Genomic DNA, 14015 nt, shown 5'->3' on the forward strand with positions numbered 1-14015 from the left:
CTCACGGGAAGGGGTGGGGGTCGAGGGGCAGTTCGTCGCGGCGCTGGGGACGGGCGGTGCGACCCAGCCGGTGGGGCACCTCCAGCAGCCGGTCCAGTCCCGCGGTACGGCGGTTGACGTGCCCGAAGGTCATCGGGAGCGTGCCCGGGACGATCACCTTGGCGCAGTGCAGCCCCAGCCGGTCCCGTACACCCGGCTCGTCCTGTGTGACCGCGACGACCTCCAGGCCCTCGGCGGCCAGCCGCTCCACGGTCCGCTCCAGCAGCGGCGTCAGGTCGGCCACGGGCTCGGGCGCCCCCGGCCACCGCTCGTGCCAGGGGGCCTCCGCGGTGTCCGTGCAGAGGAACTCCAGCCGGGGCTGCGCCTCCGGCAGGGTGTTGAGGCCGACGTGGTCGTCCAGGTCCAGCACCAGCTCGGGGCGGTCCAGCATCGGGCGCAGCCGCTCCGGGTCCCGGAGGCCGCCCGGGGCCGAACGGCGGGCGGCCTCCTGGACATTGGTGACCACCTCGGCCACCGCCGAGCGGATCGCCACCCGGGGGTCGTGGTGGGCGCCGGCGGCCAGGAAGGCGCGGGGCGCGTCGGGATGCGCGCCCTCGTAACGGCAGAGCGAGATCACCGCCGGGACGCCCAGGTCGTTGGTGGCGTCCAGCAGGGTCAGGCGGTAGCGCAGCAGCGCGGCACGGTCGGCCAGGGCGGCGACCTCGGGGTCGTCGTCGGGGACGGCGACCCGGGGCAGCGGGGTGCGCGCGTACCAGGCCATCAGGAAGGCGTCGCGCTCGGCGACCTCGAACAGGCCGTACAGCGCGGCCTCCTGGGGGCTGTTGCCCAGCCCGCAGCCGTTCGAGGACTCGTACACCACCCGCGGCCGGTCCGGTCCCGACACGTCCCAGTACGCCACGTGCTCGGGTACCGCCAGCGCGCGGCGCTCGGTGAGGGACCAGCCGTACACCCAGTCGAGGACGAGGTCCGGGGAGTACGGGACGGTCCGGCGGGCGGGGTGGCCGTCCAGCTCCGGATCCGGCAGACCGAGCCGGACGGGGTCGAGCACGGCGAGCCCGCCCGCGGCGACGAGGTCGGCGTACGAGGCGCGGAGCACGGTACGGCGGCCGGTGGGCCGCATCCCGGCGAACCGCTCCACGCTCTCGAAGAGGGCGACGCGTTCGCTGGACCGGAAGTCGCCGGCCCGGCCGTAACCGCCGTCGTCGAGGGAACGGCCGTCCGTCACCCAGGCGGTGGTCAGCGCGAACGCGGAGTCCTCGGTACGGAAGAGCCGGCGCACCGGCCCGAACCGTTCGTCGTACAGCTCGGCCCGCAACTGCGCGGGCGTGGTGCGGCCGTTGGGGCCGCGCAGCACCGACGGGTCGGGCAGCGGCCGGGGCTCGGCCGGCAACCGGGCACCGTCGGCCGAGTCGTCCGGCAACGGCCGGCAGACCGGGCAGCCACCGACCGGCCGGATGCGGTGGGTGGACCAGGTGTACCGGTCGCCCTGGAGAATGTGGACGACGGCCCGGTCGTCGTCGGCGGGGGCCGGGGCGAGGACCGGGAGGGGGGCGGGGACGGGGCGATGGCGGCCGGGGGTGGGGGGCTTCGGTTCGTGCGGGTCGGGGGTGGGGGGCTTCGCGTGCGGATCGGGGATGGGTGGCTTCGGTTCGTGCGGGCCGGTCGTCAGCAGGTCCGCTGCGAGCCGGAGCGCCGCCTCGGTCAGCGGCGGGGTTCCGGTGCCGCCGAGCGCCAGCCGGGGGCTCTGCCACGGCACCCGGCCGCCCGCGGTGGCCAGCCGCTGGTACTCCGCGCAGCCGACGCAGGCCCGCGCCCCCGGGTGGAGTACGGGCCCGATCACGGTCAGTGCCCCGTCCTCGCGTACCGGCACGAACCGCACCGGATGGGCCAGGGCGTGCCGACTGAGCCGCTCGGCCAGTCCGAGGTCCCACGCGGTCAGCCGTACGACGGCGGCGCCCTCGACGGTCGCGAGCGCCGCGGCCGGATCGAGCACGGGCACGGGCACGGGGCCGGAGACGGGTGCGGGGCCGGAGACGGTTAGGGGTACGGGGCCGGAGGGGCCCGAGCCGGTGACGGGCACGGGGGCGGAGACGGAAGGGGTGTGTGGGTCGGCGGTGTTCATCGGGGGCCTCCCGGTCCCGTGAGGACCGTGAATCCGGATGCGCGCAGGGCGTCGGCGAGCGGGTGGTGGCCGGTGCTCCGCCAGGGCGTGGGGCGCAGGCCGGTCAGTCGGTGCAGGGCTGCGCGCAGGGCCGGTTCCCGTGCGGCGATCCCGGCCAGCCAGGTGTCGGTCCAGCCCTCGTCCGCCCAGCCGACCGGTTCGACACCGGCCGCGGCGAGCGGGGCCGCGGCGCCGCTGAGCGTGGTGTGCCGCGCCCGGTCCGGCGCGTGCTCCGCCGCCATCGCGCGGGTGACCGCGTCAAGCGTGGCGAGGGCCACGGCGTCGGCCACGGTGGCCTCGACGGCGTGGCTCACCGTGGCCGGGGCGCCGCCGGTGGAGAGCGCGGTCGCCCGGACCCGGACGACGGCTGAATGAACGGCACCTGAGGCGAGTCGGCCTACCGACAGATCGGCCGACCGGCCCATGCGCTCGGTCAGCACCGTCCACCAGTGGCGGGCCTGGGGGTGCGTGCGCCGGACGTCGTCCTCGCCGCCCCCGGCTGGGGCAGCGGCAGCGACCGGATCCGCTCCCGACGCGGAGGAGACGGGTTCCGGAGCGATACGGGCGAGGACGGCTCGGCGCAGTGCCCGGCTGTGGGCATGGTCGGGGCTCGCTCCGACGACCGGGATCGACGGACCGTCGGCGAGGGCGAGTTCGGCGGCGCGGCAGGCCGCTTCCAGCCGGGCCAGGTCCGCCCGCACCGCGCCGGCGACCAGCAGGCCCGCCGGGGTCCGGCAGGAGGCGAGCGACGCGGGGAGCTGCGGCAGATCCCCGGGCAGCGGCGCGTCGAGCACCCCGAGCCGCGGGTCACCCAGGGCCGTGACCCGCCGCAGGGCTTCCGCGAGGTCCGGCGCGGGTGGTGCGTCCGGGCCCCGGCGGGCGGCGCGCGGGGCGGCGACCCACGGGTGGTACGTCGCCCGGGGCGGCTCGGCCCGGGCGATCAGCACGGCAGGATGCCCGGCCGTGGCCGTGGCCGTGCCGGAGGCGTCCTCCTGGGCGGCGGGGTCGGGCAGCCCGGCGACGGCCGCGAGCAGCCGCCCGGCCGCGGCTCCGGCGAGCAGCGCGACATGGGTGAGGGACGGTGTCGTGGCAACGGCAGCAGGGTGGGACGGCGCCCCGGCACCGGCAACCGCCGTACCGGGCGCCGCCGACCGCGACCGCGCGGTGCCGGGACCCCCAGGTGCCCATGACGGTGTGCCGGAGCCGGAGCCGGAGCCGGAGCCGGAGCCGGAGTCGGAGCCGAGGCGGGTGCGGGTTTCGGTACCGGTGCCGAGGTGGGTGTGGGTTCCGGTGTCGAGACGGGTGGCGGTGCTGGTGTCGAGATCTGTGCCGGTATCGATATCGGTGTCGAGGTCGGTGGCGGTGTCGAGGCGGGCGGCGATGGCGGTGGCGTCGGTGCGGGCGCCGTCCGGGGGACCGGGCTCGGTGACGAAGCCGCCGTCGGCGTCGCAGGACACGGCCAGCGCCACGGCTCCGGTCGGCGCGTCGGCCGTGACCACGGCGTGCCCGGCGGGCAGCCGGTCGTCGGTGGTGACCCGCGGGCTCGCTCCCGCGTGGTGCAGCGCCTGTACGAGGCTTGCGGCGAGCGGACCGCCGGGATCCCGTGTGGCGACGACCGGTCGCGCGGCCCGGATCGCTTCGACCGCCTCCGCCGGGTGGGCGGCCGACGAACCCGGCCAGGGCGGGAGTTCGGCGCCGTCCGGATGCTCGACCACCAGGTCGTGCTCACGCAGCCGTGCCGTGAGCGTCTCCAGCGCGGCTTCCACCCGTGGGCCGCCCCGCTCACCCACGTCGGCCCGCCCCGGGACATCGGTCCCCTGCTCGGCATCGGTCCGCGCCCCCGTGCCGCCCTGTCCGTCACGGTCCGCCCGCGTCCCGGTGCGGGCCCGCGTGTCACCGTCCTCCCGCACCCCGGTACCGGTATCGGTATCGGCCTCGCCGTCTCCTCGTGCCGCGCGGTCGGGAGTGAGCCGGGCCGAGAGCAGCTGCCACAGGGCCGGCAGTGCACGGCTGCCCTCCAGCGTGACGCCGGCGCTGCGGCCGCGCAGATGCAGACCCATACGCAGCGGCGTGACGGCTACGCCGGGCCGCAGCCGGAGCCGCGACTCGGGCAGTGACTCGGGCCGCTCCTCCGGCTGTGATTCGGCTCGCCCCTCCGGCCGCGCCGCGGGCGCGACGGGGCTTTCGGATGCCGGCGGGCTGGGCTCCCCGCCCGGTGAAGGCTCCGGGGGCGTGTCCGACGCGGTGGTGTCCGACGCGGTGGTGTCCGACGTGGTGGTGTCGGGCGTGGTGGTGGCGGACGCGGTGGTCATGACGAGCCCTCCACCGCCGCGATCACCTCGTCGATGCGCCCCTGCCACGTGTGCCCGGTGAGTTCCGGCACCGTGCGCACGACCAGGTGCGCGGCGAGGTACCGCTCCACCGGCCGTACGTCGCAGATCGCGAACAGCCGGTAGAGCGCGTTCGTACAGGCCCGGTAGATCAGGTAGTCGGGCCGGCTCCACATCGTCCCGTGCGGGTCCGAGCGGCGCAGCCGGCGGTGGAACTCGCTGTAGCGGGTGCGAAGGTCCTGGTTCCAGCGCTCGGCCACCGTCCGGTCGCCGAGCACCGCCGCCCGGTCCCGGTATTCGAGGGGGTCCCCGGCGAAGTCCGCGCCCGCCGCTGACCGCTCCTCCGCGATGCGCCACGCCTCGGCGGACCAGTCGGCCCAGGCGCGTTCCCAGCCGGCCGCCCCGCCGTCCGTGATCCGTCCCACCAGGGCGGTGACGGCGGGCCCGGTGGCCTGCCAGCGGCGTTCGAAGGCCGCCCGCAGCCTGCCGTCCGGGTCCTCGTACACCAGGAAGTCCTCAAGGTGCGAGACGAACGAGTAGTGGCCGCCGATCAGCCCCTCCGGGTGCGCCGCGGCGTGCGCGGCCAGCGCCGTGACCGCGAGCCGCACGCGGGCGGCGGACGCGTCCCCGTGCCGGCCCAGGAACGCGCACCCGGTGTCGAGCGCCGGCAGGCCCAGCGCCAGCAGGTCGTCGCGGAGCCGGACCCCGTCGGGCCCGATCAGGGCGCGCAGGGACGACTGGTCCACCGGCTCGACACGGACCGTGCCGTCCGGTACGAGCGGGCCGTACGGCGGGGGGATCAGCTCGGCGCGGCCGGCCGCCTCGGCCCGGGCGAGGAGTTCCTCCTCGGTGGCGCGGTCGGCGCAGGGGTGGCCGACGGCCCAGGTCCGCAGGGCGGCGGCGGTGTGCTCGGCCGCCGCGGCCGCCCGGTCGGGTGCGCCGCGCAGCCGGAGCCGCACGTGCGGGCCGTACCGCCAGTGGCGTTCGACGTGCGCGGTCAGGCCGTCGGCGGCGGCCTGCCGGGCCAGCGGCAGCACCGCCTCGCGCAGCAGCGGGGCCTTGTCCTCGCGGTAGTCGTACAGGACGACGTCGAGGGCCGCGACCGAGCCGGGCGCGGCCGGGTCCAGGGGTACGGGTGCGGGGCCGGCCGGGGCGTTCATCGGGTGCCTCCTCGGCGGGGTACGGGCGGGGCGGCGGGCGGGGGCGCGTTCCGGTCCGTCGTACGGTGGCGCGCCGGGCGGTACGTCTCGACGACGGACTCGACGGCATGGGCGGGCCGGTCCCGGCCGCCGAAAGCGGGCAGGGCCTCCTCCAGCACGACGCCCTGGGGATGGCGTGCCAGCCAGCTGCCCAGGCAGCGCAGGTGCAGGGCGTTGCCCAGGTCGAGCGCCTGCGGCTTGGGCGCCCGCAGCCGCGCGACGAAGTCGTCGACCGCGCGTCCGGCCGGGGGCCGCGGAACGGGGTGCAGGAAGAGTTGCTCCGGGAGGTCGAGCAGGGCCCGCCAGCGGGCCACCGCGGCGGCCGGCACCTCCCCTTCCGCCGCGGCGAGGTCGGCGCGCAGCGTGTCGAGCACGCCCCGACCGAGGTGCCAGCGGCGCCGGGCCAGGACCAGGTGGCGGTGGCGCAGCCGCGGCGTACGGAGGACGTGGCCGCCCGGCGCCGCCATGGTGTGCCGGGGCAGCAGGGGGCGGAAGTCCACCACGCCCGCGGGATGGTCGGAGAGGAACGGCCCGAGCCGCCCCGGCAGCATGATCGGGGCGAGGAAGCCCAGGTAGAGCACGTCCAAGGGCTCGCCGGTCGCCCGTACGCGGAACCGCAGCCCGTCGCCGTCCGTGTCGTGGACGAGATCGAGGTCGGCCTCGGCGAGAGCGGTGCGGCCGCGGTCGGGCCCGATCTCCTCGGCGAGCAGCAGCGGGTGGAGGTTGGCGTTGAACCCGCCCACCGGCCGGACCTGCGCCGCCCGCGCGCCCGCGCCGAGGCCGCGCCGGACGCGCTCGCCGACGGCGGCCGAGGCGCTCGCGGGCAGGGCGTCGAGGAAGCGGCTGGTGAACCGGCCCCAGCCGCCGTAGACGTGGTTGACGCACAACAGCGCTTCCTCGTGGGCGCGTTGGGCGAAGCAGGAGTAGCTGAGCGGTCGGGCGGCCGTCCAGGCGGGCAGGCGGTCGGCGAGGGCGCGGACGGGACCGGCCGGCAGGACGACCTCGGGGGCCGGGTCTCCGGCCGGACCCGCCGCCTCCCGGGCCAGTGCGGTGAACTCCTCCCGCAGACGCGCGAGTCCGACCAGTCCCGCCGGCAGTTCGGGGTCGTCGGACCGGAGGCCCACGAGGCGGCCGGACTCCTCCCAGGCGGCGGCGGTGTCGGCACCGAAGTCCCACGGGTCGCGGCAGACGCCGCCCACCCCGTACCGGGCGACGAAGCGGTCCCGGGCCACCCGGCTCATCACGTGCCCCAGGTCGAACAGCTCCGCCAGAGCGGTGAGTTCGGTGAGCGCGACGTGGTCGGCGGGGGCCGAGGGATCGTATCCGGCGAGGGCGAACGGGTCGCATCCGGCCGGAGTGAACGGCCCGTGTCCGGCGGGGGCGAACGGGTCGTGTTCGGCCGGGGTGAACGGCCCGTGTCCGGCCGGGGTGAACGGCTCGTGTCCGGTGGGGGTGAACGGGGCGTGTCCGGTGGGCGGGTCCTCCCGCGGCGGTGCCGTGGGCCGTGCGCCCGCGCCCGCGCCCGTGCCCGGTGCGGACGGCGGGCGGCGCGGGGACAGGGGTACGGGAGCGACGGCGTCCTCGGTGAGGGCCGTCAGCGGGGCCGCGTCCGGCGGGACGGCTCGGCCGGTGTCGGCGAGCAGCCCGTGCCAGCGGTCGGCCAGCTCGGCGAGCAGGGCGGGGCGCTCGGCGGCGGGAGTGTCCGCGAAGCGCCGTGTGTCGTGGGCGAGTCGGGTGATCCGGTCCGCCAGGGCGGTGTCCGCGGGCCACTGGCGCAGCCAGTCGGCGAGCGCGCGCAGCGGGGCGGGGTGCTGCGGATCGACGGGCTCCGCGGGGACGAGGAGTCCGGAGTCGGCGAGCCGGTCCACGAAGCCCGTGACGGCGGGGTCGTCCGGTGCCCGGCGCAGGTCGGCGGCGAGCCGGGCGGTCAGCGCGCCGAGGACGAGCGGGCCGTCGGCGAGGGCGGCGGCCAGCCTGTCCAGTGCCGGGCGGGCGGCCACCTCGACCTCGTCCTCGCGGGTGACCAGGTACCGGCCGCCGGCGAACAGCGGCTCCGCACGCGCGAAGCGGGCCCGCCCGTCGGCCACCGCCGCGGTGCTCGTCATGCGGTGGGGGAGGGTGCGGCGGCGGCGCGGCTCGTCGAGCAGGGCCGCGGTGAGCGCGGCGACGAGGGTGCGGTTCTCCGCGACGACGGAGACCGGCGAAGCGGCGGACTCGGCCTCGGCCTCGGAACCGGACTCGGCCCCGCCCCCGGAACCGGACTCGGCCCCGTACCGGGACTCGTACCCGGCCCCGGACCCGTGCTGGGACCCATTCCCAGCCCCGGCCTCCGCCGCGGAGGCGCCCGTGACCGTCGGGTCGGCGGTCGGCTCGGTCGCCCATCCGACCGCGGTGAACCACGACAGCGGACTGGTCTTCGTGCTGGCCCGCAGGGCGTGCCGCAGGACCGAAGCCTCCTCCTTGCGCGCCCGCCGCCCGGTCTCGCCCCGCCCGGCCCTGTCGACCGCTCGCAGCAGATCGGCACTGGTCAGGGCGATGGCCCGGGTGAAGGCGGGGGAGCGGCAGAGGCCGGCCAGCGCCGCGCGCTCGGCGGTCAGGGCGGGCGGGACGGCGGAGCCCAGTTCGTCGAGCAGCCGGGCGCGCAGTTCGCGCAGGGCGAGCCAGTCGGCGAGCCGCGGAACCCGGTCGGGCAGGGTGCCGAGCCGGCCGAGGAGGGCGGGGCGGGGCTCGCGGCCGTTGTGCAGGGCACGGCGGAGCGGGAGGACCACCCCTCGGTGGAACTCCTCGTCGTGGCCGGCGCGCGCGGCGAAGAGGTCGTCGGACAGGGCGGCCCGCAGGGCGGCGTCCCGGGCGGCCAGTTCGGTGAGCCGGGTGAGCAGGGACCGCAGTTCGGCGGCGGGGGCGGTCTCGGCCGGGTACGGGAGCACGGTCGTACGGACGAGGGCGTACGGCGCGGTCCGGTCGTACGAGCCCGCCGGGTCACCGTGGGCCGCCGGGTCGCCGTGGCCCGCCGGGTCGGCATGGCCGGGCGAGTCGGCATGGCCCGCCGGGTCGGCATGGCCGGGCGGCGGCACGCGCACCGGGGCTGCCTGCGGGGCTGCCTGCGGGGCGGGGTACGGCATGACGGGGCTCCCGGCGTACGACTCGGAGGGCGGGCGGGATCGGCAGAGCGGCTGGAACGCGAACACGGCGACGACACGGACCGGGCGGGTGGAGACCACCGAACCGGGCGGGTGGAGACCACCGAACCGGGTGGAGACCACCGGACCTCACGGCGACCGGGCCCCCTCGGGCAGTAGGGGCCGTCGGGCCTGTCGGGGACGTAGGGGCCGTAGGGCCCGTCCGGACGTCGGCCGCTGCCGGGTGGGGCGCCGGGTCGTGCGGCCGGCCGGGGCCGGGCAGGACCGGACGAGCCGGCCGGCCGCACGGGCGCCGTGCCCACCGGCCTCGCGGGAGGCGAGGCCGAGGACCGGCTAGTAGGGCAGTTCGGGCAGCCTGGGCTGGGCGCACGAGGAGGAGCCGCACGAGCACGAGCTCACTCCGCCGGAAGCACCCGTCTCGGGCAGCGCGACGGTGTCCCGCAGGGCGGTGACGGTCAGCTCGCCGAGGTCGAGGTCCTCGACGGCGAGGAGGTCCTCGCTGTGGTCGGGCATGTGGAGCCTCTCAGGTTCGATGGACGGTGCCCGGAACGGGCCGGGGATCAGAGGGTGGGCGTGTCCACCGTCGGCTGCGCACAGGACGACGAGCCCTGGCAGGAGCAGGAGCCCCAGGAGGCGCCGTTCTCGGGCAGCGCGGCGGTGTCGCGCAGCGAGGTCACGGTCAGGTCGCTGAGGTCCAGGTCCGCGTCCAGGGCGAGGTCCTGGAGGTCCAGGGCGTCCTGCTGGTTCGGCGTACGGGACATGACGAACTCCCTTCGGAGAAGGTGGAGATCGGGACGCGCCGATGGGATGGCGGCGCGGAACATGCCGAAAAGAAGGGCATGTAAGGAAAACCGCCCGAAGCTGGAGAAAGCGCCCGAACGGTCATTCGTCGTGCAGCAGCGAGTCTGGATCCCGGGGGAGTCCGGCAGCAAGGCCGATCCTGAGATTGGCCTGTTGTCTTCATCCCATTTCGGTGTGTCTTGTCAGGCCGCGGCGCGCTGGTGTGGCGGTGATTGGACCGGAACTCGGTGAAGAAGGCGTGGAGTCGTGTGTCCCTTGTGAGGGGGATCTTCCCCGACTGTCCACAGGTTGAGTCAGGGCTCTGTCAAGAGGAGGTCAGGCCTCCGTCGGCCGGGTGCCGGCGCCGCCGGGCGCTCTCGCGCGGGCCCGCCCCGCGGAGGTGACATACCTTGCGCTCGCCAGGGGTGCACAATCGGTCAACTTTCCCACCGGGAAGGACCGGAGCCGTCCGCGTCGGCCGGGTGGCCGCTCCCGTGCGCCCCGGAGCCGGAACACCGCTGTCAGACCCCACCGGTACCGTCGGATCATGGACCGACAGGCGGGGACGCAGACCGGCGAACGGCGGCTTGCCGTGCTCGAAGGCGTGCTGGAGCGGATCACGTACGCCAACGAGGAGAACGGATACACGGTCGCCCGGGTGGACACCGGCAGAGGCGCCGGCGATCTGCTCACCGTGGTCGGCGCGCTGCTCGGTGCCCAGGTGGGGGAGTCCCTGCGGATGGAGGGACGCTGGGGGTCGCATCCGCAGTACGGCAAGCAGTTCCACGTCGAGAACTACACGACGCTCCTGCCGGCCACCGTCCAGGGCATCCGGCGCTATCTGGGATCCGGGCTGGTCAAGGGCATCGGGCCGGTCTTCGCCGACCGCATCACCCAGCACTTCGGGCTGGACACCCTGCGGATCATCGAGGAGGAGCCGAAGCGGCTGGTCGAGGTGCCGGGACTCGGGCCGAAGCGGACCAGGAAGATCGCGGACGCCTGGGAGGAGCAGAAGGCGATCAAGGAGGTCATGCTCTTCCTCCAGACCGTCGAGGTGTCGACCTCGATCGCCGTGCGGATCTACAAGAAGTACGGGGACGAGTCCATCTCCGTGGTGAAGGAGCAGCCGTACCGGCTCGCCGCCGACGTCTGGGGCATCGGCTTCCTCACCGCCGACAAGATCGCCCAGTCCGTCGGCATCCCGCACGACAGCCCCGCGCGCGTGAAGGCCGGACTGCAGTACGCGCTGTCGCAGTCCGCCGACCAGGGGCACTGCTACCTGCCGGAGGAGCGGCTGATCGCCGACGCCGTCAAGCTCCTCCAGGTCGACACGGGGCTGGTCATCGAGTGCCTCGCCGAACTGGGCGGAGTGCCGGAGGAAGGGGCCGATCCGGGGGTCGTACGGGAGAAGGTGCCGGGGCCCGAGGGGGACACGGAGCCCGTCAGTGCCGTCTACCTCGTCCCCTTCCACCGCGCCGAACTGTCCCTGTCCGGCCAGCTGCTGCGGCTCCTGCGGACCGGAGAGGACCGGATGCCGGGGTTCCGGGACGTCGACTGGGGCAAGGCGCTCGGCTGGCTGAAGGCCCGTACCGGCGCCGACCTCGCGCCCGGCCAGGAGGCCGCCGTCAAGCTTGCGCTGACCGAGAAGGTCGCCGTGCTCACCGGCGGGCCGGGCTGCGGCAAGTCGTTCACGGTCCGCTCGATCGTGGAGCTGGCCCGGGCCCGGCGCGCCAAGGTGCTGCTCGCCGCCCCGACCGGGCGGGCCGCCAAGCGGCTGTCGGAGCTGACCGGCGCCGAGGCGTCCACCGTGCACCGGCTGCTGGAGCTGAAGCCCGGCGGGGACGCGGCCTACGACCGGGACCGGCCGCTCGACGCCGACCTGGTGGTGGTGGACGAGGCATCCATGCTGGACCTGCTGCTCGCGAACAAACTGGTGAAGGCCGTACCCCCGGGCGCGCACCTGCTGTTCGTCGGGGACGTGGACCAGCTGCCCAGCGTCGGCGCCGGGGAGGTCCTCCGCGATCTCCTCGCCGACGGCGGTCCCATCCCGGCCGTCCGGCTCACCCAGGTCTTCCGGCAGGCCCAGCAGTCCGGTGTCGTCACCAACGCGCACCGCATCAACGCGGGGCAGCATCCGCTCACCGACGGGCTGAAGGACTTCTTCCTCTTCGTCGAGGACGACACCGAGGCCGCCGGCCGGCTCACCGTCGACGTGGCCGCCCGGCGCATCCCGGCCAAGTTCGGGCTGGACCCGCGCCGGGACGTGCAGGTGCTCGCGCCGATGCACCGGGGACCGGCCGGCGCGGGTGCGCTCAACGGGCTGCTCCAGCAGGCCATCACGCCGGGACGGCCCGATCTGCCGGAGAAGCGGTTCGGGGGGCGGGTCTTCCGGGTCGGCGACAAGGTCACCCAGATTCGCAACAATTACGAGAAAGGGAAGAACGGTGTCTTCAACGGCACCGTGGGCGTCGTCACCTCGCTCGACCCGGTCGACCAGCGCCTGACGGTGCTGACGGACGAGGACGAGGAGGTTCCGTACGAATTCGACGAACTGGACGAACTGGCCCATGCGTACGCGGTGACCATCCATCGCTCGCAGGGAAGCGAGTATCCCGCCGTGGTGATTCCCGTCACCACGGGAGCATGGATGATGCTCCAGCGGAATCTGCTGTACACGGCGGTCACCCGGGCTCGACAGCTGGTCGTCCTGGTCGGTTCGCGCAAGGCGATCGGGCAGGCGGTGCGCACCGTCTCTGCAGGACGGCGCTGTACGGCCCTGGATTTCCGGCTCGGAACGCAAAATGATCGATCAAATGAGTCATGAAGGTCACAGAGGCTTCCAGTCGCCCCCTCCGAGGGGGCAGGATGAGCAGGTTGGCGGCACTGAGTGCCGCCAATAGGCCCAATGGTCGACCCCGAGTGCACTCTCCTGAGCCAAATGGGGGATGGTAGAGACAGTCAGGGCACCTCGAAGATGAGGCACTACGTCGGTGAGGGAAGACGTGAGCGACAACTCTGTAGTACTGCGGTACGGCGACGGCGAGTACACCTACCCGGTGGTCGACAGCACCGTCGGCGACAAGGGCTTCGACATCGGGAAGCTTCGCGCCCAGACCGGTCTGGTGACTCTGGACAGCGGTTACGGCAACACGGCCGCCTACAAATCCGCGGTCACCTACCTCGACGGCGAGGCGGGCATCCTCCGCTACCGCGGCTACCCCATCGAGCAGCTGGCCGAGCGCTCCACCTTCCTCGAGGTGGCGTACCTGCTGATCAACGGCGAACTGCCCACCGTCGACCAGCTGACGACGTTCCAGAACGACATCACGCGGCACACGCTGCTGCACGAGGACGTCAAGAACTTCTACAAGGGCTTCCCGCGCGACGCCCACCCGATGGCCATGCTGTCGTCGGTGGTCTCTGCGCTGTCGACCTTCTACCAGGACAGCCACAACCCGTTCGACGAGCGCCAGCGCGACCTCTCGACGATCCGCCTGCTCGCCAAGCTTCCGACGATCGCGGCGTACGCGTACAAGAAGTCGATCGGTCACCCCTTCGTCTACCCGCGCAACGACCTCGGCTACGTCGAGAACTTCCTGCGCATGACCTTCTCGGTCCCGGCACAGGAGTTCGAGCTGGACCCGGTCGTGGTCTCCGCGCTCGACAAGCTGCTGATCCTGCACGCCGACCACGAGCAGAACTGCTCGACCTCCACGGTCCGCCTGGTCGGCTCCTCGCAGGCGAACATGTTCGCCTCGATCTCGGCCGGCATCAGCGCGCTGTGGGGTCCGCTGCACGGTGGCGCCAACCAGTCCGTGCTGGAGATGCTGGAAGGCATCCAGGCCAACGGTGGCGACGTCGACTCCTTCATCCGCAAGGTGAAGAACAAGGAGGACGGCGTCCGCCTGATGGGCTTCGGCCACCGGGTCTACAAGAGCTTCGACCCGCGCGCCAAGATCATCAAGGCTGCCGCGCACGACGTCCTCTCCGCGCTCGGCAAGTCCGACGAGCTGCTGGACATCGCGCTGAAGCTGGAGGAGCACGCGCTCTCCGACGACTACTTCGTCTCGCGCAACCTCTACCCGAACGTCGACTTCTACACCGGTCTGATCTACCGGGCCATGGGCTTCCCGACCGAGATGTTCACGGTCCTGTTCGCCCTCGGCCGTCTGCCGGGCTGGATCGCCCAGTGGACCGAGATGATCAAGGAGCCGGGCTCCCGCATCGGCCGTCCGCGCCAGATCTACACCGGTGTGGTCGAGCGCGACTTCGTGCCGGTCGAGGAGCGCTGAGCCGGTGAGTGACGGGGCCTGCCCGGTGGGCGGGCCCTGAATCGGCGGCGAACCGAGCCACGGACAAGCGGAAGGCGCCCTGAGACGCCGGTCCCCCCACGGGCCGACGACCA

At 74.4% G+C, this 14015-nt stretch carries 8 protein-coding genes; 2 read left to right on the forward strand and 6 right to left on the reverse strand.

Features of this window, described 5'->3' with window-relative positions; all coding sequences use genetic code 11:
• Position 1: 1 nt before the first annotated feature.
• From ACZ7KF_RS18005 to ACZ7KF_RS18030, 6 genes are all read right to left on the reverse strand, one after another.
• The gene (locus tag ACZ7KF_RS18005; protein ID WP_471075273.1) at positions 2 to 2122 is read right to left on the reverse strand and encodes a TOMM precursor leader peptide-binding protein; all 2121 of its coding nucleotides are present in this window, start codon (positions 2120 to 2122) and stop codon (positions 2 to 4) included.
• A complete protein-coding gene (locus ACZ7KF_RS18010; RefSeq protein WP_471075275.1) occupies positions 2119 to 4473 on the reverse strand; it encodes a DNA polymerase III subunit gamma/tau domain-containing protein in 2355 nt (784 codons plus the stop codon). The genes ACZ7KF_RS18005 and ACZ7KF_RS18010 overlap by 4 nt, the downstream gene beginning before the upstream one ends.
• Entirely contained in the window at positions 4470 to 5651 is a 1182-nt protein-coding gene (locus ACZ7KF_RS18015) for a hypothetical protein (RefSeq protein WP_471075278.1), read from the reverse strand. The genes ACZ7KF_RS18010 and ACZ7KF_RS18015 overlap by 4 nt, the downstream gene beginning before the upstream one ends.
• The gene (locus ACZ7KF_RS18020) at positions 5648 to 8812 is read right to left on the reverse strand and encodes a lantibiotic dehydratase (protein WP_471075281.1); all 3165 of its coding nucleotides are present in this window, start codon (positions 8810 to 8812) and stop codon (positions 5648 to 5650) included. Before ACZ7KF_RS18020 ends, ACZ7KF_RS18015 begins: the two co-directional genes overlap by 4 nt.
• Before the next feature lie 351 nt (positions 8813 to 9163).
• Positions 9164 to 9343 (reverse strand): thiazolylpeptide-type bacteriocin, encoded by a 180-nt coding sequence (locus ACZ7KF_RS18025; protein WP_471075285.1) that lies wholly within the window; start codon positions 9341 to 9343, stop codon positions 9164 to 9166.
• Positions 9344 to 9390: 47 nt separating this feature from the next.
• Complete coding sequence (locus ACZ7KF_RS18030) at positions 9391 to 9591, reverse strand: thiazolylpeptide-type bacteriocin (protein WP_471075288.1); 201 nt, start codon at positions 9589 to 9591, stop codon at positions 9391 to 9393.
• Between the two features lie 566 nt (positions 9592 to 10157).
• Here ACZ7KF_RS18030 and recD2 point away from each other — a divergent pair.
• Complete coding sequence (gene recD2, locus ACZ7KF_RS18035) at positions 10158 to 12434, forward strand: SF1B family DNA helicase RecD2 (RefSeq protein ID WP_471075291.1); 2277 nt, start codon at positions 10158 to 10160, stop codon at positions 12432 to 12434.
• 178 nt (positions 12435 to 12612) lie between these two features.
• Positions 12613 to 13902: a citrate synthase gene (locus ACZ7KF_RS18040; protein WP_471075294.1), complete on the forward strand. Its 1290-nt coding sequence runs from the start codon at positions 12613 to 12615 to the stop codon at positions 13900 to 13902.
• Positions 13903 to 14015 lie beyond the last annotated feature (113 nt).

Source organism: Streptomyces sp. NPDC038200, from assembly GCF_055600785.1.